At 53.2% G+C, this 24890-nt stretch carries 24 protein-coding genes, 1 pseudogene and 1 other annotated feature; of the genes and pseudogenes, 15 read left to right on the forward strand and 10 right to left on the reverse strand.

Translation table 11 applies throughout. From position 1 onward, the window contains the following. Position 1 precedes the first annotated feature (1 nt). The 13 genes and pseudogenes from SSARUM_RS07665 (at position 2) to gndA (ending at position 14342) form a co-directional block, all read left to right on the forward strand. A complete protein-coding gene (locus tag SSARUM_RS07665; RefSeq protein ID WP_016928415.1) occupies positions 2-1378 on the forward strand; it encodes a TolC family outer membrane protein in 1377 nt (458 codons plus the stop codon). 175 nt (positions 1379-1553) lie between these two features. Further along, positions 1554-1661 (forward strand): annotated as a pseudogene (locus tag SSARUM_RS07670) (IS200/IS605 family transposase); the annotation flags it as partial. A 224-nt stretch (positions 1662-1885) separates the two neighbouring features. After that, positions 1886-2899, forward strand: coding sequence for a UDP-glucose 4-epimerase GalE (galE, locus tag SSARUM_RS07675; protein WP_033646759.1), 1014 nt, complete (start codon positions 1886-1888; stop codon positions 2897-2899). A gap of 571 nt (positions 2900-3470) precedes the next feature. Then, positions 3471-4004: a dTDP-4-dehydrorhamnose 3,5-epimerase gene (gene rfbC, locus SSARUM_RS07680; RefSeq protein WP_033646757.1), complete on the forward strand. Its 534-nt coding sequence runs from the start codon at positions 3471-3473 to the stop codon at positions 4002-4004. Then, positions 4005-4886, forward strand: coding sequence for a dTDP-4-dehydrorhamnose reductase (gene rfbD, locus SSARUM_RS07685; RefSeq protein WP_033646754.1), 882 nt, complete (start codon positions 4005-4007; stop codon positions 4884-4886). Position 4887: 1 nt separating this feature from the next. Then, complete coding sequence (locus SSARUM_RS07690) at positions 4888-5667, forward strand: ABC transporter permease (RefSeq protein ID WP_039566799.1); 780 nt, start codon at positions 4888-4890, stop codon at positions 5665-5667. After that, positions 5657-6874: an ABC transporter ATP-binding protein gene (locus SSARUM_RS07695; protein ID WP_033646749.1), complete on the forward strand. Its 1218-nt coding sequence runs from the start codon at positions 5657-5659 to the stop codon at positions 6872-6874. Before SSARUM_RS07690 ends, SSARUM_RS07695 begins: the two co-directional genes overlap by 11 nt. Positions 6875-6876: 2 nt before the next feature. Beyond that, positions 6877-7851, forward strand: coding sequence for a methyltransferase domain-containing protein (locus SSARUM_RS07700; RefSeq protein WP_052210560.1), 975 nt, complete (start codon positions 6877-6879; stop codon positions 7849-7851). A 24-nt stretch (positions 7852-7875) separates the two neighbouring features. Then, positions 7876-9840 carry an HAD family hydrolase gene (locus SSARUM_RS07705; protein WP_033646747.1) on the forward strand — a complete coding sequence of 655 codons (1965 nt, stop codon included), beginning with the start codon at positions 7876-7878 and terminating at the stop codon, positions 9838-9840. Then, positions 9840-11084 carry a glycosyltransferase family 4 protein gene (locus SSARUM_RS07710; RefSeq protein WP_033646744.1) on the forward strand — a complete coding sequence of 415 codons (1245 nt, stop codon included), beginning with the start codon at positions 9840-9842 and terminating at the stop codon, positions 11082-11084. The genes SSARUM_RS07705 and SSARUM_RS07710 overlap by 1 nt, the downstream gene beginning before the upstream one ends. After that, positions 11085-11999 (forward strand): glycosyltransferase family 2 protein, encoded by a 915-nt coding sequence (locus tag SSARUM_RS07715; RefSeq protein ID WP_050438915.1) that lies wholly within the window; start codon positions 11085-11087, stop codon positions 11997-11999. It begins immediately after the preceding gene. 73 nt (positions 12000-12072) lie between these two features. After that, the gene (locus SSARUM_RS07720) at positions 12073-12789 is read left to right on the forward strand and encodes a glycosyltransferase family protein (RefSeq protein WP_080281272.1); all 717 of its coding nucleotides are present in this window, start codon (positions 12073-12075) and stop codon (positions 12787-12789) included. Positions 12790-12935: 146 nt separating this feature from the next. Next, positions 12936-14342: an NADP-dependent phosphogluconate dehydrogenase gene (gene gndA / locus SSARUM_RS07725; protein ID WP_004938815.1), complete on the forward strand. Its 1407-nt coding sequence runs from the start codon at positions 12936-12938 to the stop codon at positions 14340-14342. A gap of 75 nt (positions 14343-14417) precedes the next feature. Here the strand turns inward: gndA and hisIE are convergent, their stop codons facing one another. From hisIE to hisL, 9 genes are all read right to left on the reverse strand, one after another. Next, positions 14418-15038, reverse strand: coding sequence for a bifunctional phosphoribosyl-AMP cyclohydrolase/phosphoribosyl-ATP diphosphatase HisIE (gene hisIE / locus SSARUM_RS07730; protein WP_033646740.1), 621 nt, complete (start codon positions 15036-15038; stop codon positions 14418-14420). After that, positions 15032-15808, reverse strand: coding sequence for an imidazole glycerol phosphate synthase subunit HisF (gene hisF, locus SSARUM_RS07735; protein ID WP_033637764.1), 777 nt, complete (start codon positions 15806-15808; stop codon positions 15032-15034). The genes hisIE and hisF overlap by 7 nt, the downstream gene beginning before the upstream one ends. Next, positions 15790-16527, reverse strand: coding sequence for a 1-(5-phosphoribosyl)-5-[(5-phosphoribosylamino)methylideneamino]imidazole-4-carboxamide isomerase (gene hisA / locus SSARUM_RS07740; protein ID WP_039566794.1), 738 nt, complete (start codon positions 16525-16527; stop codon positions 15790-15792). The genes hisF and hisA overlap by 19 nt, the downstream gene beginning before the upstream one ends. A 5-nt stretch (positions 16528-16532) precedes the next feature. Then, positions 16533-17123, reverse strand: a complete 591-nt coding sequence (gene hisH / locus SSARUM_RS07745; RefSeq protein ID WP_033646739.1) for an imidazole glycerol phosphate synthase subunit HisH — start codon at positions 17121-17123, stop codon at positions 16533-16535. Beyond that, positions 17123-18190: a bifunctional histidinol-phosphatase/imidazoleglycerol-phosphate dehydratase HisB gene (hisB, locus tag SSARUM_RS07750; protein ID WP_033637767.1), complete on the reverse strand. Its 1068-nt coding sequence runs from the start codon at positions 18188-18190 to the stop codon at positions 17123-17125. The genes hisH and hisB overlap by 1 nt, the downstream gene beginning before the upstream one ends. Further along, a complete protein-coding gene (gene hisC, locus SSARUM_RS07755; RefSeq protein ID WP_039566790.1) occupies positions 18187-19275 on the reverse strand; it encodes a histidinol-phosphate transaminase in 1089 nt (362 codons plus the stop codon). Before hisC ends, hisB begins: the two co-directional genes overlap by 4 nt. Further along, positions 19272-20579, reverse strand: coding sequence for a histidinol dehydrogenase (gene hisD, locus SSARUM_RS07760; RefSeq protein ID WP_039566788.1), 1308 nt, complete (start codon positions 20577-20579; stop codon positions 19272-19274). The genes hisC and hisD overlap by 4 nt, the downstream gene beginning before the upstream one ends. A gap of 4 nt (positions 20580-20583) precedes the next feature. Then, a complete protein-coding gene (hisG, locus tag SSARUM_RS07765) occupies positions 20584-21483 on the reverse strand; it encodes an ATP phosphoribosyltransferase (protein ID WP_033637770.1) in 900 nt (299 codons plus the stop codon). Between the two features lie 69 nt (positions 21484-21552). Continuing rightward, positions 21553-21679, reverse strand: a sequence feature (His leader region). Then, positions 21655-21702, reverse strand: a complete 48-nt coding sequence (gene hisL / locus SSARUM_RS07770; RefSeq protein ID WP_100396937.1) for a his operon leader peptide — start codon at positions 21700-21702, stop codon at positions 21655-21657. Its footprint overlaps the feature before it by 25 nt. A 229-nt stretch (positions 21703-21931) precedes the next feature. Between hisL and SSARUM_RS07775 the strand changes: the two genes are divergently transcribed. Next, positions 21932-22756, forward strand: coding sequence for an SDR family oxidoreductase (locus SSARUM_RS07775; RefSeq protein ID WP_015377257.1), 825 nt, complete (start codon positions 21932-21934; stop codon positions 22754-22756). Here SSARUM_RS07775 and SSARUM_RS07780 read toward each other — a convergent pair. After that, on the reverse strand, positions 22749-23678 hold the full coding sequence (locus SSARUM_RS07780; protein WP_060387489.1) for a LysR family transcriptional regulator: 930 nt from the start codon (positions 23676-23678) through the stop codon (positions 22749-22751). The genes SSARUM_RS07775 and SSARUM_RS07780 overlap by 8 nt on opposite strands. Before the next feature lie 249 nt (positions 23679-23927). On the opposite strand from SSARUM_RS07780, the gene speB reads away from it, so the two are divergent. Further along, on the forward strand, positions 23928-24860 hold the full coding sequence (gene speB / locus SSARUM_RS07785; protein ID WP_033646727.1) for an agmatinase: 933 nt from the start codon (positions 23928-23930) through the stop codon (positions 24858-24860). Positions 24861-24890: the final 30 nt, after the last annotated feature.

Genomic DNA, 24890 nt, shown 5'->3' on the forward strand with positions numbered 1-24890 from the left:
TTTGATTCAATCAAAACGACAGGCTGCCGGTCTGGTTATCGGCACCCTTTTGTTTGCGATATCTGCGCCGGTTTATTCGATAGGGATTTTAGACGCATATTCGCTGGCATTAGAAAAGGACCCGACTTTCCGGGCGGCTATAAAAGAGAAAGAAGCGGGAGATGAGAACGAAAACATCGGCAGGGCGGGGCTGCTGCCGAAAGTGTCGCTGAACTATCAGAATTCGCCGCGCAACTGGCAGACGCAAAAATATCCGCAGAGCGACTTTTTCGGCAATGTTTCGGAGGTCACCCGGCGGCAGCAATATCGCAGTTATTCCAGTTCGATCACGCTGACGCAGCCGCTGTTCGATTATGAAGCGTACGCGCGCTACAAAGCCGGCGTCGCGCAGACGATGATGTCGGACGAACGCTATCGCGGTAAGTTGCTGGATCTTGCGGTTAGGGTGATTAACGCCTATGTCGAAGTGGCCTATTCCAAGGATCAAATCGCGTTGGCCGAAGCGCAAAAGGCGGCTTACAAGGAACAGCTGACCTTGAACGATCGCCTGATGAGCGCCGGTGAAGGCACCATTACCGACGTATCGGAAACCCAGGCACGCTACAGCTTGGCCGAAGCGCAGGTCATCGAAGCGCGCGATGCGCTGGATGCCGCGCAGCGCGAATTGGAAGTGATTATCGGCATGCCGCTGAACCAGCTGGATGAGTTGCAGGTGTTGCGGCCGGGCAAGTTCAAGGTGGCGCCGCTTATCCCGTCCAAGTTTGAAGAGTGGCAAAAGATCGCGCTGGAGAATAACCCGGTGCTGGCCGCCTCGCGTCATGGCGTGGATGCCGCCAAGTATGACGTTGAAAGGAATCGGGCGGGCTTTATGCCGCAGGTTCAGCTGTATGCTTCGCATTCGGAAAACGACTCCAGCAGCGATAACACGGTTAACCAGAAATACCGCACCGACAGCATCGGCGTGCAGGTCAGCATGCCTATTTATTCCGGCGGCGGCGTTTCGGCGTCGACCCGGCAGGCGGCGGCGCGCTATGGCCAGGCGATGTATGAGATGGATGCGCAGACGGGCACCACGCTCAACGATCTGCGCAAGCAGTACAATCTGTGCATCAGCAGCCGCGCCAAGGTGGCGGCCTATGAGTTGGCGGTACAATCGGCCACCACACAGGTGACGGCGACCCGGCAAAGCGTGCTGGCCGGGCAACGTGTCAACGTTGACGTGCTCAACGCCGAACAGCAGCTCTATAGCGCCCAGCGCGATCTGGCCTCCGCCAAGTACGCCTACATCAAGTCGTGGATTACCTTGCTGAGCGACTCCGGTACGTTGGATGAAAAAGATGTTATGCGGGTAGCGCAGTATTTTGCCCGCAGTCGCTAGCAACATATTCACTATGAGCATTAATCTGAAAGAGCAGCGTTGAGCTGCTCTTTTTGTTATCAATCCTAAACCACCCCTTATGGAGGTGGTGATCGTTCATGTGGGACTATGCCCGTAGGGGGCACATGCTAAATACTGCCTCGGTTTGTTATCAGCAAATCAAGGGGTAAGTAGCATGAACAGATATGAATCCGCTTCCCATGTATTCTATCGCTGTCAGTATCATCTCGTATGGACACCGAAGTTCGGATACAAAATCCTCAAGGGTAATCTCGGTAAAGAGCATCAGCACATTGTGCACAAAAGAGAATACACTGGTGCTGCCTACGACAACTCTTTTCGTTTGCATACTTGTAAAGCCAATCGAATCAAAGGAACTCTATGAACATAGGGATGGTCAATTATGATAGAAAAGACGTGCGTTAGTGCGAATTTCATTTAAAATCAATTGATTGCTTAAATAAGGCAGTTCATCTTGAGCGCCAGGAGCGCGAGTAAGGAGTTTTTATGGCGGTTTTAATCACCGGAGGAGCCGGTTATATCGGTTCTCACACTGTTCTGGCTTTGTTAGAACATGGCGAAGATGTTGTAGTGTTAGATAATTTATCAAACTCTTCCGATGAGTCTCTGCGTCGCGTTGAGAAACTCGCGGGTAGAAGTGCTCAGTTCTACCAAGGCGATATCTTGGATGCTGAGTGTCTGCATCGCATCTTCGAGGCTCACGACATCTCGGCTGTGATCCATTTTGCTGGGCTAAAGGCTGTCGGAGAGTCGACGCGTAAGCCGCTCGAGTACTATCAGAACAATGTCACCGGCACGTTGGTATTGTTGGAGGAAATGCGTCGTGCGGGTGTGCATAAGTTTATCTTTAGTTCTTCTGCCACGGTGTATGGCACTCCAGAGCAAGTTCCTTTGACCGAGACGTCTCGCGTTGGCGGTACGACGAATCCTTACGGCACGTCGAAGCTGATGGTAGAACAAATTTTGCAAGATTTCGCTAAAGCAGAACCGCAATTCTCCATTACCGCCTTACGTTACTTCAACCCGGTTGGTGCGCACGAATCCGGCATGATTGGTGAAGATCCAAATGGTATTCCCAACAATCTGATGCCTTATATTGCTCAGGTGGCAATCGGAAAACTGGAGAAACTGTCTATTTTCGGTGACGACTATCCGACTAAGGATGGTACGGGGGTCAGAGATTATATTCATGTCATGGATTTGGCTGAAGGGCACCTCAAGGCGATTGAACACATCGATGAGCACAGAGGCTTTACAGTCTATAATCTGGGGACAGGGGTAGGATATTCGGTGTTGGAGATGCTCCATGCTTTTGAAAAGGCTTCAGGTCGCAACGTAGCTTACCAAATTGTACCACGCCGAGACGGCGACATTGCCGAATGCTGGTCCGCTCCAGGGTTGGCGTTCAAAGAATTGGGATGGAAGGCTACCCGTGATTTGGATGCCATGATGCGTGACGCGTGGAATTGGCAGAAGAACAACCCTCAGGGTTATCGCTAAAATAACACTGAATAGGCGTGATTTTTTATTACGCCTGTTTTATTTTCCTTATATGGCAACTTGTTTTTTACATTATATTTCAGTTAGACGTCTGTATTAACAATCTCATTATCACCATCAGAGTTATCCTATGTTAAATATCCCCAAATAAGTGATATCTTTAAAAAAATATTAAAAAAATCATTTTATATCAATGAGATTAATTCTCGATGAGAGTAGCTATGCATGGTTTTTCACGTTGTTAACGCACATACTTCATCATTAGCCTGCTATCATTGATGTGTCCCAACCAGGCCCTATGACACTTAACGATTTGATATGTTAGAGTAATGTTATGACTAGCACGGCCTCTAGGTAGAGGCTGTGTTCATGCTGGAGGATGCTTTAAAGGAATGAAGAAACTGTGCTATCCTGCAATGTCTTCAGTAGCGAACTATCTTAAGTTGATTTAGAGGGCGTTTAGACCCACTCAAATATAGTTCAATGTGAGGTGTTCTCGGCTTATTCAAAATGGCAGCAGCGCTAGGGAGACACTGGTTGGGTAGGAAATTCCGAGTGAGTGAGTAGTCAAATGAAAGTAATTGATACAAAGATTGCCGGCGTCAAAGTGATTGAACCTAAGATTTTCGGTGATCAGCGTGGCTTCTTTTTCGAAACGTTCCAAAAGCAACGTTACCAAGAACTACTTGATATTGAACATGATTTTGTTCAAGACAACTATTCTCGTTCGACACGTGGCGTGCTGCGAGGTTTGCACTTTCAGACCTCTCGTCCCCAGGGGAAGCTGGTCTATACCCTAAGAGGGGAGGTCTATGATGTTGTGGTGGACATCCGTCCAAATTCACCTTCTTTCAAACAATGGTTAGGGATCAATCTATCTGAGGGTAACAAGAAGCAACTGTGGATCCCACCTGGCCTTGCACATGGTTTCTTGGTGTTGAGTGATGAAGTCGACTTTGCTTATAAATGCACCGATTACTATGATCCGAAGAACGAGCACTGCTTGAGTTGGAACGATCCTGAACTGGCGATTGAATGGCCTATAGAGCATCCCCAGCTTTCTGAGAAGGATCTTAAAGGCAAATTATTCAGCGAGCTTTTTTAAATGCGTATACTGGTAACTGGCGGCAATGGTCAACTAGGCCATTGCTTGGCGGATACATTGCCTGGCAATTGGCAGATCGTTAGCCTGGACCGCAGACAACTTGACATTGCTGATTGGCCTGCAGTGCAGCAAACTGTTGCGGAGTTGAATGTAGATTTCATTGTAAATGCAGCAGCTTATACGCTAGTGGATAAAGCTGAAGAAGAAATCATCGTTGCGGAGGCTGCAAATGTTATTGGTCCAGCTAATCTGGCTATGATTGCAGAGAGCCTAAGCATTCCACTGATTCATATTTCGACAGACTATGTTTTTAGCGGTGCAGAAGAGGGCGTTTCTTTGTGTGAAGATTCACCAACGGGGCCGCTAAATGTCTATGGTCAAACCAAACTGCTTGGCGAAAAAGCCGTACTAACCACGTGCTCACGCGCCGTGGTGATCCGCACATCCTGGTTATTCAGTGAGCATGGCACCTCTTTTGTGCATACCATGCTTAAATTAGGAAAGACACGTAAATCGCTTGCTATTATTAACGATCAGTTTGGTCGACCTACCTATGCTGGTGATTTAGCTAAATGTATTCTCACTATTATTAGCCAAGGGGTTAATGAACCCATGCTATATCATTTTTGCGGGGACAAGATTGTCTCGTGGTTTGAGTTTGCTGCGGAGATTTTTTCTTTAGCTAAGGTATTTGACGATAGTTATAGATTTATGGCTTTGTCTTCTATTAACAGTGAACAATATAAATGCGCAGCCAAAAGACCTAAGCATGCGATACTTAACTGCGAAAAAATATATCGTGAACGCGGGATCTGCAATAGCAACTGGCGAGTGAGCCTGGAAAAAGTAGTTCCAAAAATTATTGATCAGATGAATAATTAATATGAAGACATTGTTGAAAAATACAGGTTTGATTTTTAATCTTACCAAGCGGGATGTTGAAAGTCGCTACCGTGGGACTAGTCTTGGTATCGTATGGTCGCTGCTAAACCCTGTGATTATGCTTTCTATCTATAGCTTTATTTTTGGCTTTGTTTTTAAAGCCAAGTGGGGGCTGACAACGACAGAAAATTACACTTTGATTATGTTTACCGGTCTGCTGACACATGGTTTTATTGCCGAATGTCTTGGCAAGGCGACAACAATATATGTATATAATGTCAGCTATGTTAAAAAAGTTTTATTTCCTCTTGAATCCTTGTGCTGGGTGTCTGTTTTTGGCGCATTATTCCAATTCTTTATGGGATGCATTGTTTTTGCCATTTTTTGTATTTTACTAAAGCAACCTGTTAGTCTAATGGCATTATTAGTTCCTATTGTTATTCTTCCATTGATTTTATTATCATATAGCATTTCATTATTTTTGTCATCGCTAGGTGTTTATATTCGTGATATGGGGCAGGTTGTTTCAGTTATCATTGCCTTAATGTTATTTATGTCGCCTATATTTTATCCTATTACTGCTGTTCCAGAACAATATCGTATGCTGATTTATATTAATCCGTTAACGTTTATTGTCGAAGCTTTACGTGATGTCGTCCTGTACGGAAAATTATTCAGTCTTGAAGGCTATGCACTCTATTGGGGTATCAGTATTGTGCTGTACGTATTAGCTATAACTTGGTTCAAAAAGGTAAAGAGAGGCTTTGCTGATGTCCTCTAATATTGTTATCTCTGCGCAAAATCTGCGTAAAGTTTATCAGATTTATTCCAGCCCGATGCAGCGCCTGGGAGCCTTGCTGGGGTATCGGGGGGCTAAGGGTAGGGAGTTTGTCGCTCTGGATTCCGTTAATTTCGAGATTAGAAAAGGTGAAACAGTCGGTATTATTGGTGTCAATGGTTCCGGTAAATCAACTCTGTTGCAAATGATCTGTGGAACTTTGGCGCCTACAAGCGGCAGCGTATTTACTAAAGGGCGTATTGCACCGTTGTTAGAGCTTGGCGCTGGGTTTAATCCAGAGTTCACAGGGCGTGAAAACGTTTACCTGAATGCATCTCTTCTGGGCTTAACGCGTAAAGAAATTACGGAGCGTTTCGATAAAATAGCTAGCTTTGCCGATATCGGTGAATTTCTCGAGCGGCCGGTTAAGACTTTTTCGAGTGGTATGTTTGCACGTTTAGCCTTTGCCACTGCCATTCATGTCGATCCTGAAATATTAATCGTAGATGAAATTCTTGCTGTTGGAGATTCACGCTTTCAGCGAAAATGTGTAAAGAAGTTTAATGAAATCAGAAATGATGGATGTACAATCCTGTTCGTTTCGCACGATGATTATCAGGTTCGAAATATCTGTAATAGTGCACTATACCTTGAAAAAGGTGTACAGCGTTATTTTGGAAATGCAGATGTTGCTGTTCAGCATTACCTTTCTGATATGCAGAAGAGTGTGATGGAGACTCAAGATGCCGAAAATAAAGCTATTGAAAATGAAATAAGTAGCAGATTGATAAAAATAGCTAATGTATCTCTTCTCGATCGGACTGGGAATTCAGTAACCGAGCTGGCTAGCGGTGACAATGTTAAACTGTCTTTCGATTACAAATATGAAGGAAGTGACGGGGAATTCGATGGGCTGACCTTTGTCTTTAATCTTTACCGTAAAGATGGGGTATATATCTGTGGGACGACTACAGCAATGCGTGGCTTAGAACCATTTTCCCTAAGTCGGGAAGGACGAGTGACTATTGATTTTCCCGCATTGAAGTTGTTGTCAGGTATTTATAACTGGCGAGTCGCTGTCAATGATCAAGATGGTATACAGATAATTAACGAAGCTGTACCGGTCTGTGAGTTTTCTGTAGCCGATAACTTCAGTGCCGTTGGAATTTATGATATTGAACATAGCTGGTCTGTGGTGGCCAAGGGGTAAGTATGGAACGGATTGAGAACGATCTTCTTAAGTTGCAGTTTTTAAGAGAAGAACATCACCAGCGTTATCAGTACGTTGCCAGTTTTGCCAAGGGAGTTGTGGTTGACTGTGCATGCGGTATCGGATATTCGGCACCTATCGTCTTGTCTAACCCTGCTGTAGTCAGTTACACAGGGTTGGATGTTGATCGAGAGGCAATCGCCTATGCACAAGAGCACAATACGACGGATTCTCGTTTTGAGTATGGTTCGATTTTAGCCTTGCCGTTCGATGATTGTAGCGTCGATACATTTATTTCCTTAGAAACGTTGGAGCATCTTGAGCAACCTGAATTAGCGATTGCAGAAGTCAAACGCGTGCTGAAACCAAATGGGATATTTATTTGCTCTGTGCCAACTAAAGATTACGAGAATTTTTGTGTCAGTTTGTATGGGCCTAACCCTTACCATATTCAAGCCTTCTCTTTAGAAGCTTTGAAAACATTGTTGCAAGCCCAATTTTCGCATGTTGATATTGCTGTTATCGCTCAAGAACTCGTCTCTATAGTGCATACATTTCAAGATCAAAAGATGCCGCCTGCGGTATTTAATGCAAAAAACAAGAACGTAATGAACGGTTCTTTCATTGCGATTTCATCTAATGTTGACGCTATTTATAATAAGAATACGCTATTTACAGGTATGAGTCGCATAGAATATGACCAAGAATTGGTCTCTCCATTGCGACAAAGTTTGGAGTTTGCAGAACGCTTGGCTGAACAACGTTGGCAGTTGTTGCTTGAGGCTGAAAAAAGAATCAATGAAGTAACATATTATAAAGAACAGGCAGAGCGCATCTCTGAAGAAAGAATGCAAGCATTCAGGGACACGGAAGAGATGGTCCGTTCCCGAGATCAAGCTTTGTCTGAGGCAGAGCGGATTATTCAGATGCTTAAGGAACAGCTGGAAAGCGTTTCAAAGCAAAATTCGAACCAATAACTCTGTGAATGGATTATATCTACAATGATTGTCACGATTGCCGATAATATCGAAACCATTCTGGTCGATTTTTTTGATACTGTAGTCGAGCGTAGTTGCCACCCTGAAGTCGTGAAACGTAAATGGGCTGCCGCTCTCGTGGATTCATATCGTATTTGTCTATCCGTAGAGGATCTATATGCTCTACGTTTAAGAATCGAAGCGGGATTGTGCGCCAGTAGTCAAATGCAAGGCGATGACGCTGAATTCCGTTATGATGATATGTCGCTTGCCTTGTATTATGAACTTCAACGTGCGCAGATTGCGGCTCGATTGCCAGAAAGTGACACCTTCCTTGCTTTTTGCCGCGATCTAGAGTTGGCTATTGAGCTATCTGTGCAAAAACCAATAGTAGCAACGTTGGACATGCTGAGAGCTGAAAAAGCGAAAGGTAGACGTATTTATTTGGTTTCTGATTTTTATTTAGATCAACAATCAATTGTTTATTTTGCCAAATGTCATGGGTTTGATGATATTTTTGATGGATTCTTCGTTTCCAGCGAAAATAAGCGAACGAAGAAAGAAGGGCGAGCTTATGATGTGGTTATTGCAAGATTAGGTTTGAATGTTAAAAAGACGATTATGTTGGGCGACAATGCACACAGTGATGTTGCTATGTCGACAGCCAGGGGGCTGTTTGCGCATCATTTGCCTGTGGATCAACACCGATATGATGAGAGCCTACTGGCGGATCGTGAGCGCCTTGCGGTGGAGAACAAAGTTAATCGGGTGATCGCTGAAGATAATTTCAGCTTTAACTGGGTAAGTAGTGCAATTTATTTATTCACGCGTCGGCTCTATTGGTCTTTGGTGATAAACCAAGCTAAAAACGTTTATTTTTTTGCAAGGGAAGGCGAGTTTCTTCAAAAGGCGTTTGACAAATTTCAAGCTAGTTTGCCGAAAAATTTTTCGCGTATTACTAGTCATTATATGTATGTGTCGCGTCGAGCAACCTACTTGCCTTCATTGGGGCCTCTGAGTGGCAGCACATTCAACAAGTTATTATATCAGTATGGTTCATGTAGCCTGACTGCCTTTTTGAAAAGCATTAATCTCGATGATTATGTATCTGAGCTTAAAGTGCGTTTTCCTCAGGTGGATTTTGAAGAGCAGCATTTGAATATTGCTGGATTGCCGGCGTTTTCTGCGTTAATAGATGATGAATTCTTTAAGGCTATCTATGAACGCGAGCGCAAAGAACAGAATATCTATCTCAATGACTACTGTGACTCGTTGATGGCAGAAAAACATGATGAATGGGTTCATGTTGTTGATGTCGGCTGGAAGGGTAGTATTCAAGATAATTTGGTAAAAGCGACCCAGCGCAATATGTCTGGTTACTATTTCGGTATATTGGATGGGGCTGAAACCCATAAGAACAATATTAAAGAGGGGCTGCTGTTTGATCATCAGTGGGGGCAGCGCCTTGGTGATGATATGTTTAACGAGTTCCGTGCCGGTTTTGAAGTTTTTATGGGGGCCTCGCATGGCAGCCTAAAGAGATATGGTGTTGACATCGATAATTTTGTTTTCGACCATAACGACTCAGAGCTCGCTTTCTTCTATGAGCAAATAGCGCCATTCCAAGAGCGTGCATTGCATCAATTCAATGGTTTTTCAAAAATAGAGCGTGTTTATTCGCTATCTGATCATGAGATCAGCAAAGCGGTTAAAAAGTTTTACTTTCGTGGCGTGATGTTGCCGAGTCGGGTTGAACGTGAAAAATTTTCGTTGATCAAACACTATGAGAATTTTGGCGTATTCAACTTTAGCTCCTTTGGGCAGAGTAAACGTTCCCCCCTGTCTTATTTTAAGCGCTTGGTGAGAAATCCTCGACACACCATTGGTTCTGCTTGGTGGAAACCTCTGGATTTCCATGCAAATGGCGTATGGTATTTGAAATATCCTTATTTTTTGGTGAAAAAAATAAAGTTTAAAGGGGCTAAATAATGAGTAAAATTGCTTTTTTACTATGGAGTCCGGATATCAGTGGCGGCACTAATGTCATTTTTGAACATGCTACGCGTATGCGAAAGAATGGTGACGATATCACGATTATCACTGAGGATAAACCAAACAATAAGCGGTTAGAGTGGTTTCCAGGTGCAGAAAAACTGACTTGGATGGATTATGCTGAAGCTGCTGAAAAAAAGTTTGATCTGGTTATTGCGACTTGGTGGCGTACTGTATTTTATCTCAACAAAATCAATGCCAAGAAATATGCATTTTTTGTTCAATCCATCGAGTCGCGTTTCTATCCGGAAGATGAAGTGACTTTACGCACGCTTGTCGATCTGACTTATAGCTTGCATGTTAATTTTATCACTGAAGCGACATGGATTAAAGAATACCTTAAAGAACATTTTGACCAAGATGCGTTATTGGTCAGAAATGGAATTAGCAAGGCTTATTTTAATGATGAGATTAAACCAAAGGTGCCTCGAGCGTCTGAAAAGCTACGTGTATTAGTGGAAGGTCCGTTAAACGTCAGCTTTAAAAATACGGAACTTGCAGTTGAGTTGTGCCGGCAGTCTCGTGCTGATGAAGTCTGGTTTGTCACATCGACTGAAATTGGTGCTTACCCGAACGTTGATCGTCTGTTTAGCCGTGTGCCAATTTCTGAGATCGGTAGTATTTACGCCTCTTGCGATGTTTTGGTTAAACTTTCCACCGTTGAAGGAATGTTTGGCCCCCCGTTGGAGATTTATCATACTGGTGGCACCTCCATCAGTTATGATGTGACTGGTTACGACGAATATATTGAGCATAATGTCAATGGACTGGTGTCTTTCAGCCGCCAAAACCAGGAAATCATCGAGTTTATAAACCGCCTTAAGGATAACCCTGATGAGCTGGCTCAATTGAAAGCAAATGCTTTGGCTACCGCTGAAAAGTGGCCGGATTGGGAAAGCAGTTCCAAAGAGTTTTCAGCAGCGTGCGAGCAGCTTATTGCATCGGGAGTTATTACCTCGGTTACCTTACTTAAGGCGCAGACAGAGCGCTTTTGGCTCTTCTATGAGGAGTCATTGCGCCAGGCGCAGCAGGGGGGACAGGCGGGCATTCCCTCTCTAAATCGGTATGCACATTTTCGTCAGCGTGTTATCAATAAATTGCATCGCGACTACCCTACGATTTTTTCCTTGCTTCGGAAACTCAAATGGACGGTAAAATCTTATCTGCCGGGAGCTCGATGAGTGTTTGATTACGAAGTTGTGGTGTGTACTTACAACGGTGAACGCTACATTGTCGAGCAGCTTGCCTCAATTGTCGGCCAGACAATCTCTCCGCGGAGGATCATTGTCAGTGACGATGGTTCTACGGATAATACGCTGAAATTGATTGCTAATTTCGCTGCAACGACGTCAGTTCCGTTCGATGTGCAGCAGCGTGTTGCGGGCCCAAAAGGGCCCGCGCATAATTTCCTGCATGCGCTTTCTTTGACGACGGCAACGAACGTCTTTTTGAGCGATCAGGATGACGTTTGGGTAACTGATAAAATTGAATATTATCAGCGAGCGGTCAGCCAAATCGGCGATGAGTCCGTGCCGTTATTAATCTTTTCAGATGCTGAATTAGTTGACAGCGAACTTCGCTTCTTGAGCGCTTCTTTTTTACAGAATGAGCGACTTAATCCTGATCACCAGTTGGTGTTTCCTCGCTTGCTTTTCCAAAACTGTATCCAGGGTGCAACTGTGATGGTGAATCGATCACTGCTTAAGCATCTTCGCCCTAGCCAGCATATGTTGATGCATGATTGGTGGCTGGGTTTGCTGGCTACCACTTTTGGAAGGTTGGTGTTCCTTCCTGAACGATTGATAAAGTATCGGCAACATGCGAATAACGTGGTTGGCAGCAGTGGCTATGGATTGAAACGTATTCTGGCAAAATTTATGCGGCTGCCCTCAGTTGCACATCAGAATCGGTTAGTGATTGAGCAGGCGATAAGTTTCTATGAGATATACGGTGGGGAACTCAAAAAAGAGGATAAGAAATTTTTGGAGAGGATGTTAAGATCCCGACGTTTTGTGCTTTGGCAGCTTTTCTTGCTAAAATGTGGGGTTGCAAGAACAACCATTACGAGAACTATTTCCTTGTATTTCTTATATTAGAGTTTTTATGCCTGAATCTTTAGTTGAGCCATGTCGGTGCTTCATTTCAGTTATATCTCACGGTCATGGCAACATGATCATTGATGAGGGATGTCTAAAACTGCTGGCCTCAAACAACTACATTGTCGTTTTGAAAGATAACAAGCCACAGCGTGAACTTCAGGAATATTGTCAGGAGTCTGGCATTCATTATCTTGTTGATCAGCCTATGGGGTTTGGCGCAAACAATAACTATATTTTCACTTGGTGCCAGCAAGAGTTAGGAATGCGTGATGGGGATCGCTTTTTGGTGCTTAACCCTGATGTTTTTATCGAACCATCTGTGCTGGCAGCACTGCTGTTGCACGCGGAACAAAACACATACTCGCTAGTTGCGATCAATCTCTTCAACGATAAAAATTTTACTATTTATGACAAAGGGATAAGGCATTTCCCAACCATTAGCAGCTTTGCGGTTTCATTCTTGCTGCAGAAAAATAAGTCTATCTACGATAAAGACAAAATTACTCAGGATACGGAAGTTGAATGGGCAGCAGGCTCGTTTTTACTGTTTACTGCCAAATGCTATCGAGAGCTGGGCGGATTTGATACGCGCTACTACATGTACTGTGAAGATCTTGACATTTGCTGGCGAGCGAGGCGGGAGTTAGGGATAAACGTTGTTTATTTGCCTCAATTTAAAGCATTGCATCTTGCTCAAATGCGTAGTCGCTCACTTTTTTCTAAACATTTTATCTGGCACGTTACCAGCGCTTTGCGTTTTTGCTTGAAACAAGCGTTGAATAGATAAAATTGTCTTATCAACCCTCAGAGAGTGTCGACCTATCGCACCAATCACTACCCACCCGGCTCAATCCTGAGTTAACATGTGTGCCACATCACAAAACCTGCTGGCCGACGTTGCCGGCAGGGTCATCCTCAGACAGGAGTTCCTAAATGTCCAAGCAACAAATCGGCGTTGTCGGCATGGCGGTAATGGGCCGCAACCTCGCGCTGAACATCGAGAGCCGTGGTTACACCGTTTCCATTTTCAACCGTTCTGGCGACAAAACTGACGAAGTGATCGCTGAGAACCCGGGCAAGAATCTGGCGCCGTATTACACCGTTGAAGAGTTTGTCGAATCGCTGGAAAAACCGCGCCGCATCCTGCTGATGGTGAAAGCGGGCGAAGCAACGGATAAAACCATTGCCTCGCTGACTCCGCACCTGGACAAGGGCGATATCCTGATCGACGGCGGCAACACCTACTATCAGGACACCATCCGTCGTAACCGCGAACTGTCCGACCAGGGCTTCAACTTCATCGGTACCGGCGTTTCCGGCGGTGAAGAGGGCGCGCTGAAAGGACCTTCCATCATGCCTGGCGGCCAGAAAGAAGCTTACGAGCTGGTGGCGCCGATCCTGGAGAAAATCGCTGCGGTTGCCGAAGGCGAGCCTTGCGTGACCTATATCGGCGCAGACGGTGCCGGCCACTATGTGAAGATGGTGCACAACGGCATCGAATACGGCGACATGCAGCTGATTGCCGAAGCCTATTCCCTGCTGAAGCAGGCGCTGAACCTGAGCAACGAGCAACTGGCCGAAACCTTCGCCGAGTGGAACAAGGGCGAACTGAACAGCTACCTGATCGACATCACCAAAGACATCTTCACCAAGAAAGACGAAGAGGGTAAATACCTGGTCGATGTGATCCTGGACGAAGCCGCCAACAAAGGCACCGGCAAGTGGACCAGCCAGAGCTCGCTTGATCTGGGCGAACCGCTGTCGCTGATCACCGAGTCGGTGTTTGCGCGCTACCTGTCCTCGCTGAAAGACCAGCGCGTTGCCGCGTCTAAAGTGCTGACCGGCCCGAAAGTGGCACCGTTCACCGGCGACAAAGCCGAATTCATCGAGAAAGTGCGTCGCGCGCTGTATCTGGGCAAGATCGTATCCTACGCACAGGGCTTCTCTCAGCTGAAAGCCGCGTCTAAAGAAAACAACTGGGATCTGCACTACGGCGAAATCGCCAAGATCTTCCGCGCCGGCTGCATCATCCGCGCCCAGTTCCTGCAGAAGATCACCGACGCTTACGCGGCGGATGCCGATATCGCCAACCTGCTGCTGGCGCCATACTTCAAGCAAATCGCCGACGAGTACCAGCAGGCGCTGCGTGACGTGGTGGCCTATGCCGTGCAGAACGGTATTCCTACGCCGACCTTCTCCGCTGCGATCGCCTACTACGACAGCTACCGCTCCGCGGTGCTGCCGGCGAACCTGATCCAGGCGCAGCGCGACTACTTCGGTGCGCACACCTATAAACGCATCGACAAGGAAGGCGTGTTCCATACCGAATGGATGGAATAAGCCCGCCCCGTTGAGCGATAAAAAAAGCCGCCGAGGTTAACGCCCGGCGGCTTTTTTATTGGGCGCGAGTTAGCGTCACGCTTTTTTCTGATGCCGTTCGCGCAGCCGGCCGATCACCGCGCTCAGGTCCAGATCCTGGTCCTGCAGCAGCACCAGCAGGTGATAGATCAGATCCGAGGCCTCGTTGGTCAGCTCTTCGCGATCGTTGACCGTGGCGGCCAGCGCGGTTTCCACGCCTTCCTCCCCGACCTTCTGCGCAATGCGCTTGGTGCCGCTGGCATACAGGCTGGCGGTGTACGAGCTGTTCGGGCTGGCGTGCTTGCGCTCCGCCAACAGCTGCTCCAGCTGATAGAGGAACGTCCAGTCGCTGGCGGCCGGGTGGAAGCAGCTGCTGTTGCCGAGGTGGCAGGTCGGGCCGATCGGGTTGGCCAATACCAGCAGCGTGTCGTTATCGCAGTCCGGCGTGATGCTGACCACCTTGAGGAAGTGGCCGGAGCTTTCACCCTTAGTCCACAGGCGCTGCTTGGTGCGCGAGAAGAAGGTGACGTTGCCGCTCTGCTCGGTGGCCGCCAGCGCTTCCGGCGTCATGTAACCCAGCATCAGCACTTCGCCGGAAACGGCGTGCTGCACGATGGCCGGCATCAGGCCGTCGGTTTTTTCCCAGTCCAGCTGGTTGTTCTGTTGTTCTGTCAGCACACGCGAATCTCCACGCCTTGTTCAACCAGGAACCTTTTCAGCTCGCCGATATTGATGATTTGTTTGTGGAACACCGACGCCGCCAGCGCGCCGTCGACGTCCGCATCGCGGAACGCTTCCAGGAAGTGCTCCATGGTGCCCGCGCCGCCCGAGGCGATCAGCGGCACCTTGCAGGCCTCGCGCACCCGGCGCAGCTGCTGCAGATCGTAACCGTTGCGCACGCCGTCCTGGTTCATCATGTTCAGCACGATCTCACCGGCGCCGCGGCGCTGCACTTCCTGTACCCAGTCGAGGGTTTCCCACTGGGTGATGCGGGTGCGGCTCTCGTCGCCGGTATATTGGTTGACGTGATACTTGCCGGTTTCACTGTCGAACCAGGTGTCGATGCCTACGACGATGCACTGCACGCCGAAGCGTTCCGCCAGGCGGCTAATCAGCTCGGGATCGGCCAGCGCCGGCGAGTTGATCGAAATCTTGTCGGCGCCGAAAGACAGGATTTGGCTGGCGTCCTCGGCGCTTTTAATGCCGCCGGCGACACAGAACGGAATATCAATCACCTCCGCCACGCGCGATACCCAGCTTTTGTCCACCACCCGGCCGTCGCTTGAGGCGGTGATATCGTAAAACACCAGCTCGTCCGCACCTTCTTGCGCATAGCGCTGCGCCAGCGGCACGATGTCGCCGATGATTTCGTGGTTGCGGAACTGCACGCCTTTCACCACTTGCCCGTCTTTAACATCCAGGCACGGGATTATCCGTTTTGCCAGCATGCGATCGCCTCCTCAACGCTAAATTTACCTTCCAGCAGGGCGCGCCCCACGATCACGCCGGCAACGCCGCTGCCGCGCAGCTGGGCGATGTCGTCCAGATTGCCGATGCCGCCCGAGGCCTGGAAGGCCACCTGCGGATAGCGGCGGCTGATCGCCTGATACAGCGCCACGTTGGAACCGGCCAGCGTGCCGTCGCGCGAAATGTCGGTGCACAGCACGTGCTTCAGCCCGTAGGGCAGGAACTGCTCCACCACCTGTTCCAGCGTGGCGTCGGAATCCTCCTGCCAGCCGCTGATGGCCACGCGTTTCACGCCCTGCGCGTCGATGCGCACGTCCAGCGCCAGCACCAGCGCGTCGGCGCCGTAGCGCTCGAACCAGCTCTGCACCAGTTGCGGCTGTTTCACCGTGGTGGAGCCGATCACCACGCGCGTGGCGCCGGCCTCCAGCAGGGCGCTGACGTCTTGCTCGTTGCGGATGCCGCCGCCGACCTGCACCGGCACGTTAACCCCCGCCAGCAGTTTGCGCAGCAGCGGGATCTGGCGCGCCGCCGGATCCTTGGCGCCGGTCAGATCGACCAGGTGCAGCACCTGCGCGCCCTGTTGTTGATAGTCCTGCAGGCGTAACAGCGGATCGTTGCCGTAGTCGCGCTGTTGGCCGTAATCGCCCTGATGCAAACGCACCACCTTGCCGTCGATCAAATCCAAAGCCGGAATAATCATGCTGCCTACATCTCCAGAAAGTTTTTCAACAGTTGTGCGCCGGCCGCTCCAGAACGTTCTGGATGAAACTGCACGCCGAAGAAGTTGTCTTTTTGCACGGCGGCGGTGAAGGGCTCGCCGTAGTTCGCCTGGGCGATGGTGCTGGGGCATATCGGCATCGCATAGCTGTGAACGAAATAGAAGTAGGCGCCGTCATCGATGCCGCGGAACAGATGGTGGCCCGCCTGCGCGGACACCTGATTCCAGCCCATGTGCGGCAGCGGCAGGCCAAAGTCGGTCATCTGCTTCACCGGCGTATCGATAAGGCCGAGTGTCGTCACGCCGCCGTTCTCTTCGCTGCTGGCCGCAAGCAGCTGCATGCCGAGGCAGATGCCCAGCACCGGCTGCGTGCAGGCCTTGATCAGCTCGACCAGATCCCGTTCGCGCAGTTGATCCATCGCCGCCTGCGCGGTGCCGACGCCCGGCAGGAACAGCTTGTCGGCGCGCAGCACGATCTCCGGATCGCGGCTCACCTCCGGCTGGTAACCCAGGCGCCGCACCGCGTAGGTGACGGAGGCCAGGTTGGCGCAGCCGGTATCCAAAATCACCACGTTCATCACAGCACTCCTTTCGAACTCGGCAGGGTATTGCCCTCGACGCGGATCGCCTGGCGCAGCGTGCGGCCAAACACTTTGAACAGGCTCTCGACCCGGTGGTGGTCGTTTTTGCCCTTGGTCTTCAGGTGCAGCGTGCAGCCCATGGTGTAAGAGAGCGAACGGAAGAAGTGCTCGACCATTTCGGTGCTGAGATCGCCGACGCGCTGATAGTTGAACTCGGCCTTGTACTCCAGGTGCGGGCGGCCGGAAATATCCAGCGCGCAGCGCGCCAGGCACTCGTCCATCGGCAGCACGAAGCCGAAGCGAGCGATGCCGCGCTTGTCGCCAAGCGCCTTGTTCAGCGCTTCACCCAGCGCCAGACCGGTGTCTTCCACCGTGTGGTGATCGTCGATATACAGATCGCCTTTGACGTCGATCTCCATGCGGAAGCCGCCGTGGGTGGCGATCTGATCCAGCATGTGATCGAAGAAGCCGACGCCGGTTTTGATCTTGCTGCCGCCTTCGCGATCCAGCCAGACGTTGACGTCGATCTGCGTCTCTTTGGTCACGCGGTTAACCCGCGCGTGGCGGTCGCGCAGGGTCAGCTGGCGCACGATCTCTTTCCAGCCCAGCACGCCGCGCTGGTAGCGCAGCCCCTGGATGCCCATGTTTTCCGCCAGCTGCACGTCGGTCGGCCGATCGCCGATCACGTAGCTGTGGGCGGCATTCAGCACGCCGGGTTCGAGGTAGCCCTTCACCAGTGCGGTTTTCGGCTTGCGGCAGTCGCAGTTGTCCGCCGGCAGGTGCGGGCAGATCAGCACATCGGCGAACTGAATGCCCTGCGAGCTGAGGATCTGCATCATCAGGTTGTGCGGCGGATCGAAGGTTTCCTGCGGGAAACTGGCGGTGCCGAGCCCATCCTGATTGGTGATCATCACCAGCTGATACCCCGCCTGTTGCAGCGCCAGCAGGGAAGGGATCACGTCCGGCTCGAGCGCCAGCTTGTCCAGGCGGTCAACCTGGAAATCTTCCGGTGGCTCGGCGATCAGCGTGCCGTCACGATCGATAAAGAGGATTTTTTGGCTCACATTGGCTCCTGGCGAGTCTGGTTGGCGCCGGGCAGGGCGGACAAGGCGTCCACCACGCGTTGACATTCGTCGCGGGTGCCTATGGTGATGCGCAGGCAGCCGGACAACCCGGGCTGTTTGTTTTGGTCTCGTAAGATAATGCCCTGATCCCACAAGCTTTTAAACACATTACTTGAGGCGGTGAAGCGGACCAGCAGGTAATTGCTGTCGCTGGCGAAAACCTGCTCGACGCAGGCGCATTTTTCCAGCTGTTGCTGCAGCCAGCTGCGGGTGGCGGCGATGTCGGTGACGCGCTGACGCATGGTGCGGATACCTTCTTCGCTCAGCGCCTGCGCGGCGATATCCGCCACCGGCGTCGAAAGCGGGTAAGGCGCGATCACTTTCAGCAGCAGGGCGATCAGATCTTCGTTGGCGAGCGTAAAGCCGCAGCGCAGGCCGGCCAGCGCAAAGGCCTTCGACAGCGTGCGCAGGATAGCCAGGTGCGGATAGTCGCTCAGCCACCCGGCCACCGAGGCCTGCGGGCAAAACTCGATATAGGCTTCGTCCACCGCGACGATCGCCTTGCCTTTGGCCAGCTCCAGCAGGTTGCGCAGCGAGTCCGGGTCGATCAGGTTGCCGGTCGGGTTGTTCGGGCTGCAGACGTAGATCAGCTTCACGTTGTCCATGCTGTCTGCGATGGCCGGCAGATCCAACTGCCAGTCCTCTTTGGCGGCCACGGTGCGGCGCTCCACGCCGAAAGTTTCGGCGCTGACGGCGTACATGCCGTAGGTCGGCGGGCAGAACAGAATGGCGTCTTTGCCCGGCTCGCAGAAGGCGCGGATCAGCAGTTCGATGCCTTCATCGGCGCCGCGGCTGACCAGCACCTGCTCTTTCTTCACCCCGGCGTAGGCGGCGTAGCGTTCGATTACCTGCGCCGGCTGGCACTCCGGATAGCGGTTGAAGGTTTGCGCGGTCAGCTGGAACTCGGGCGCGATCGGGTATTCGTTGGCGTTCAGCCACACGTCACCCTTACCGCCGAGGCGGCGCGCCGATTGATAAGGGGTCAGCTCGCGAACGTTGGCGCGCGCCAGTTTTTCGATGCTCATGCTTGCTCCTTCAGGGCGGCGACGCGCAGGGTCACGGCGTTCTTGTGGGCGATCAGCTGCTCGGCGGCGGCCAGGGTCTCGATGGTGGCGGCCAGGTTGCTGAAGCCCTGCGGCGTCAGCTCCTGCACCGTCATGCGTTTTTGAAAATCGGCCAGCCCCAGGCTGGAGCAGGTGGCGGTGTAACCGTAGGTCGGCAGCACGTGGTTGGTGCCGGAGGCGTAATCGCCGGCGGACTCCGGCGACCAGTCGCCGAGGAACACTGAGCCGGCGCTGGTGATGCCGTCCACCAGCTCGCGCGCATTGCGGGTCTGAATGATCAGGTGCTCCGGGCCGTAGCGGTTGCTGATGGCCACGCACTCAGGCAGATCGCGCGCCACGATCAGGCGGCTGCTCGCCAGCGCCTGGCGGGCGGTCTCGGCGCGCGGCAGCTCGGCCAGCTGGCTTTCCACCGCTTCGGCCACCGCCTGCGCCATCGCCGCGTCCGGCGTCAGCAGGATCACCTGCGAATCCGGGCCGTGTTCGGCCTGCGACAGCAGATCGGAAGCGACGAATGCCGGGGTGGCGCCGGCATCGGCGATCACCAGCACCTCCGAAGGGCCGGCCGGCATGTCGATAGCCGCGCCGTCGAGACGCTGGCTGACCTGCCGCTTGGCTTCGGTCACGAAGGCGTTGCCCGGCCCGAAGATCTTCGCCACGCGCGGCACGCTTTCGGTGCCGAACGCCAGGGCGGCGATCGCCTGCGCGCCCCCGACCTGAAACACTTCCTGCACGCCGCACAGCTGTGCCGCATACAGGATCTCATCGGCGATCGGCGGCGGTGAGCACAGCACCACCCGGCGGCAACCGGCGATGCGCGCCGGCGTCGCCAGCATCAGCACGGTGGAGAACAGCGGCGCCGACCCGCCGGGAATATACAGGCCCACCGAGTCGATTGGGCGGGTCACCTGCTGGCAGCGCACGCCCGGCTGCGTTTCGACGTCCACCGGCGGCAGTCGCTGCGCGTTGTGGAAGGTGTCCACGTTGGCGACGGCCACCGCCATCGCCTGTTTGATGTCATCGCCCAGTCGCGCGCAGGCGGCGGCGATCTGCTCGGCGCTGACGCGCAGCGCGGCGACTTCCGCCTTGTCGAAGCGGGCGCTATAGTCGCGCAGCGCCCGATCGCCGTTGGCCTTCACGTTGTCGAGGATCTCGCTCACCGTGCGGGTGATGCTGTCGGAAGCGGCGATTGCCGGGCGCATCAGCAGCTCGGCCTGGCGTTCGGCGCTGCACGTTGCCCAGTCGATCGGCGTGTTGAAGGTCGACATGGCGTTACTCCATCATCTTTTCAATCGGCAGCACCAGAATCGAGCTGGCGCCGAGCGCTTTCAGTTTTTCCATGGTTTCCCAGAACAGGGTTTCGCTGCTGACCATGTGCATCGCCACGCGGTTCTGCGCGCCGGCCAGCGGCAGAATGGTCGGGCGTTCGGCGCCCGGCAGCAGCGCGACGATCTCGTCCAGCTTCTCGCTCGGCGCGTGCAGCATGATGTATTTGGATTCACGCGCCTGGATCACGCCCTGAATGCGGGTCATCAGGCGGTCGATCAGCTGTTGTTTGGCTTCCGGCATTTCGCCGTCGCGCTGGATCAGGCAGGCTTTGGAGCGGTAGATCACCTCCACCTCGCGCAGGCCGTTGGCCTCCAGCGTGGCGCCGGTAGAGACCAGATCGCAGATGGCGTCGGCCAGGCCGGCGCGCGGCGCCACTTCCACCGAACCGTTCAGCAGGCAAGATTTAAAGCGCACGCCCTGCTTGTCGAGGTATTGCTTCAGCAGGTGCGGGTAAGACGTGGCGATGCGGGCGTCCTGCAGGCTTTGCGGGCCGGCGTATTCGGCGTCGAGCGGGGTGGCCAGCGACAGGCGGCAGCCGCCGAAATCGAGGCGGCGCAGGGTGAAGTAACGCGGGTCTTCGCCCTGAGCGCGGCGGCTGAGCAGCTCTTCTTCCAGCACGTTTTCGCCGATGATGCCCAGATCGACCACGCCGTCCATCACCAGGCCCGGAATGTCGTCATCGCGCACGCGCAGGATATCGATCGGCATGTTTTCCGCGAAGGCGATCAGGCGCTGCTGCTGCAGGTTGATCTTGATGCCGCAGCGCGCCAGCAGTTCCTGGGATTCCTCGCTCAGGCGGCCCGACTTCTGCATTGCGATCCGTAAACGTGTCTTGTCCAGCATGGTAACCTCTGTTTAATCTGTAATTTTATGAATTTGTTGTAAAAATATTCTTTCTGTCTGTCCGAAGCCAAAAAAAAACCCTCGGAAGAAATCTTCCGAGGGCTCTCTCTTGCGTTCTGCGCGCCACTGGAAGATTAACAAACCGTCTTCCAGCACACATCGCCTGAAAGACTAGTCAGGGTGATGGTGATGATGGTGGTTGAACTGAACGCGTGTCATGGTGTTTTTCTCTAATCAAAAGCCGGTAAAAACCGTATGCCGATTAAGCTAAACTATCCGCTGTCCACCGCGCAACCCTTTTTTAACGTCATAAATTTAATTTATTGAAACAGGTTAGGTTATTAGCCACACACGGCTTTACCTAACCTTAAGCCGGGCAGATTGTATCGCCGTGCACAGTGGCGTAGCCTTAGGGGTAGGGCGCTGCGATCTTCAGGAGAGGAAGAGGATGAAAAAGGTAGCCATTATTGGTTTGGGTTGGCTGGGCATGCCGTTGGCGCTGTCGCTGATGGGCCGCGGGTATGACGTGGTCGGCAGCAAAACCACGCCGGACGGCGTCGAGGCCGCGCGCATGAGCGGCATCGAATGCTATCAACTGGAGCTGACGCCGGAGCTGGTGTGCGATCCGGACGATCTGGAATCGCTGCTGCGCGTGGATGCGCTGGTGGTGACGCTGCCCGCGCGCCGCACCGTCGAAGGCAGCGAGAACTATTTCAATGCGGTGCGCATGCTGGTGGACAGCGCGATGGCCTTCGGCGTGCCGCGCGTGATCTTCACCAGTTCCACCTCGGTGTACGGCGAAACCGCCGGCACGCTGCGCGAAGAGTCGCCGCTGCGGCCGGTCTCGCCGTCGGGCCGGGTGCTGGCCGAGCTGGAGCGCTGGCTGCATGAATTGCCGAATACCTCAGTGGACATTCTGCGGCTGGCGGGGCTGGTGGGCGCCGATCGCCACCCCGGCCGCTTCCTGGCGGGCAAACTCGACGTGAAGGGCGGTTCGCAGGGGGTGAATCTGGTGCATCAGGACGACGTCATCGCCGCCATCCAACTGCTGCTGAAGCTGCCGAAGGGCGGCCACGTATACAACCTGTGCGCGCCGCGTCATCCGGCCAAACGCGAATTTTATCCGGCGCTGGCCGAACAGCTGCACCTGGAGCCGCCGCAGTTTGCCGACGAAGCGGAGCAGGATGAGCGGCTGGTGGACGGCAACCGCATCTGCAACGAGCTGGGTTTTGAGTACCAGTATCCCGATCCGGCGCGCATGCCGGTCAGCTAACGTCCGTCAGGCCCCGCGCATGCGGGGCTTTTTTTTCGCCGGCGCGCGCCAAATCCTCCAGCAGCGCGTTCAACGCCTCGTCGGGCTGGACAGGGCGGCTGACCAGGCTGAGCGTGGCGCGGTAAGAGAGCGCCGCGCCGCCCAACTGCCGCAGCAGCCCCTGTTCCACCCAGCGCGCCGCGTAGTGGGTGGGCAGATAGCCAAGACAGGAGCCGCTCAGTACCAGATGGGCGACGCTTTCCATATGATGGGCCACCGCCGCCAGGTGAGGCGGCGCGATCGGGCACAGCTGCTGCGCCAGCAGGTAGCCGCGCTTGACCCAGCGCGCGTTTTCAATCTGCTCGCGCTCCGGTTCTTCCACCGCGAACAGCGGGTGATCCGCGCTGCAGTAGATCGCCTGCGTCTCCTCCAGCCACGGCTGATAGCGCAACGCCTCCAACTGTTGGCCGAAGTAGCCGATGCCCAGATCGAGCTGCCGGTGCAGCAGCCCCTGCTCAATCTCGTTCGGTGAACAGATGCGGCACTGCAATTGCACGTCCTGATGTCGGCGCTGGAAATGTTTGATGGCCTGGCTGAACGGATTGCCTGGCAGCGAAACCAGATTATCCACCAGACCGATCTGCAGATCGCCGGTCAGCAGGCCGTTCAGCGACTGGCTGACCCGGGTGAAGTCGCGGGCGGCGTTGAACAGCGAGCGGCAGGCGATCAGCATGCGTTCGCCCTTGGGCGTCAGCCGGAAGCCGGAGCGTCCGCGCTGGCACAGGCGAAAACCCAGCCGGGTTTCCAGCGAGGCCAAGTGAGTGCTGATGGTGGACTGGTTCATCAGCAGCGCTTCCTGCGCGGCGCTGACGCCCTGAGCTTCCGCCACCGCGACGAATACCCGCAGCAGTTTCAGATCGATATCGCTTAGGTTGGTGAGCATCGTCCCCTCCGCAGAACGTCGGCCGGTTAACCCATTTTTAACATCGAGAAAATAGGTGCGGCGCTGAAGATATGGCCTCCCTTATGGCATGAAGTTGAAATAAAAATCAATACTTCAATAGGTTAGTTACATCGCGTTTTTCGATGTTTACATGCAAAAGCGGGAATGGTAGCCGGGGTGGCCAGCGGGGTAGTCTGCGAATGTTGCTCAAATGTTTCAATTCATCGCAGATCAAGACAAGGAAACGCCATGCTGAACCAACCCCAAAGCGGTAACGATATGCCGCGCTTTGCCGGTATCCCCACCATGATGCGCCTGCCCGCCGCCGAACAGGCGCGCGGTCTGGACGCCGCCTTTGTCGGCATTCCGCTGGATATCGGCACCTCCAACCGCAGCGGCACCCGCTATGGCCCGCGCCAGATCCGCCAGGAATCGGTGATGATCCGCCCCTACAACATGGGCACCGGCTCCGCCCCGTTCGAACGGCTGCAGGTGGCCGATCTGGGGGATGTCGCCATCAACCCTTACAGCCTGGCGGATAGCGTGCAGCGCATCGAGGCGGCTTACCACGAGATCCTGGCGCACGGCTGCATACCGTTGACGCTCGGCGGCGACCACACGCTGACGTTGCCGGTGCTACGCGCCGTCGCCCGTCGACATGGCTCGGTCGGGCTGATCCACGTCGATGCGCATTCCGACACCAACGAGGAGATGTTCGGTGAACAGCTGGCGCACGGCACCACCTTCCGCCGCGCGTTCGAGGAAGGGTTGCTGGCGCCGGAAAAAGTGGTGCAGATCGGCCTGCGCGGCAGCGGCTATGCGGCGGACGATTTCGACTGGTCGCGCCGTCAGGGCTTTCGCGTGGTGCCGGCCGAGGCCTGCTGGCACCGATCGCTGACGCCGCTGATGGCGGAGATCCGCGAACAGATGGGCGATGCGCCGGTTTACCTCAGCTTCGATATCGACGGGCTGGATCCGGCCTTCGCGCCGGGCACCGGCACGCCGGAGGTCGGCGGACTGTCGGTCTGGCAGGGGCTGGAGATCGTGCGCGGCTGCCACGGGCTGAACCTGGTGGGCGGCGATGTGGTGGAAGTGTCGCCGCCTTACGATCGCTCCGGCAACACGGCGCTGCTGGCGGCCAACCTGCTGTTTGAAATGTTGTGCGTGCTGCCGGCCCGCTGAGGCGGCGCACTGACCCTACCGGCGGAGCGG

Source organism: Serratia sarumanii (assembly GCF_029962605.1).
GTDB classification, from domain to species: domain Bacteria; phylum Pseudomonadota; class Gammaproteobacteria; order Enterobacterales; family Enterobacteriaceae; genus Serratia; species Serratia sarumanii.

What these genes read in the sequence shown, in the direction of transcription:
- speB (WP_033646727.1), top strand. Translation starts at nt 23,928, where the DNA reads ATGCTGAACCAACCCCAAAGCGGTAACGATATGCCGCGCTTTGCCGGT.
- hisH (WP_033646739.1), bottom strand. Translation starts at nt 17,123, where the DNA reads ATGAACGTGGTGATTTTGGATACCGGCTGCGCCAACCTGGCCTCCGTC.
- SSARUM_RS07720 (WP_080281272.1), top strand. Translation starts at nt 12,073, where the DNA reads ATGATCATTGATGAGGGATGTCTAAAACTGCTGGCCTCAAACAACTAC.
- SSARUM_RS07705 (WP_033646747.1), top strand. Translation starts at nt 7,876, where the DNA reads ATGATTGTCACGATTGCCGATAATATCGAAACCATTCTGGTCGATTTT.
- SSARUM_RS07690 (WP_039566799.1), top strand. Translation starts at nt 4,888, where the DNA reads ATGAAGACATTGTTGAAAAATACAGGTTTGATTTTTAATCTTACCAAG.
- SSARUM_RS07700 (WP_052210560.1), top strand. Translation starts at nt 6,877, where the DNA reads ATGGAACGGATTGAGAACGATCTTCTTAAGTTGCAGTTTTTAAGAGAA.
- galE (WP_033646759.1), top strand. Translation starts at nt 1,886, where the DNA reads ATGGCGGTTTTAATCACCGGAGGAGCCGGTTATATCGGTTCTCACACT.
- hisG (WP_033637770.1), bottom strand. Translation starts at nt 21,483, where the DNA reads ATGCTGGACAAGACACGTTTACGGATCGCAATGCAGAAGTCGGGCCGC.
- SSARUM_RS07710 (WP_033646744.1), top strand. Translation starts at nt 9,840, where the DNA reads ATGAGTAAAATTGCTTTTTTACTATGGAGTCCGGATATCAGTGGCGGC.
- hisA (WP_039566794.1), bottom strand. Translation starts at nt 16,527, where the DNA reads ATGATTATTCCGGCTTTGGATTTGATCGACGGCAAGGTGGTGCGTTTG.
- rfbD (WP_033646754.1), top strand. Translation starts at nt 4,005, where the DNA reads ATGCGTATACTGGTAACTGGCGGCAATGGTCAACTAGGCCATTGCTTG.
- hisF (WP_033637764.1), bottom strand. Translation starts at nt 15,808, where the DNA reads ATGCTGGCAAAACGGATAATCCCGTGCCTGGATGTTAAAGACGGGCAA.
- SSARUM_RS07695 (WP_033646749.1), top strand. Translation starts at nt 5,657, where the DNA reads ATGTCCTCTAATATTGTTATCTCTGCGCAAAATCTGCGTAAAGTTTAT.
- gndA (WP_004938815.1), top strand. Translation starts at nt 12,936, where the DNA reads ATGTCCAAGCAACAAATCGGCGTTGTCGGCATGGCGGTAATGGGCCGC.
- hisD (WP_039566788.1), bottom strand. Translation starts at nt 20,579, where the DNA reads ATGTCGACCTTCAACACGCCGATCGACTGGGCAACGTGCAGCGCCGAA.
- rfbC (WP_033646757.1), top strand. Translation starts at nt 3,471, where the DNA reads ATGAAAGTAATTGATACAAAGATTGCCGGCGTCAAAGTGATTGAACCT.
- SSARUM_RS07775 (WP_015377257.1), top strand. Translation starts at nt 21,932, where the DNA reads ATGAAAAAGGTAGCCATTATTGGTTTGGGTTGGCTGGGCATGCCGTTG.
- hisC (WP_039566790.1), bottom strand. Translation starts at nt 19,275, where the DNA reads ATGAGCATCGAAAAACTGGCGCGCGCCAACGTTCGCGAGCTGACCCCT.
- SSARUM_RS07780 (WP_060387489.1), bottom strand. Translation starts at nt 23,678, where the DNA reads ATGCTCACCAACCTAAGCGATATCGATCTGAAACTGCTGCGGGTATTC.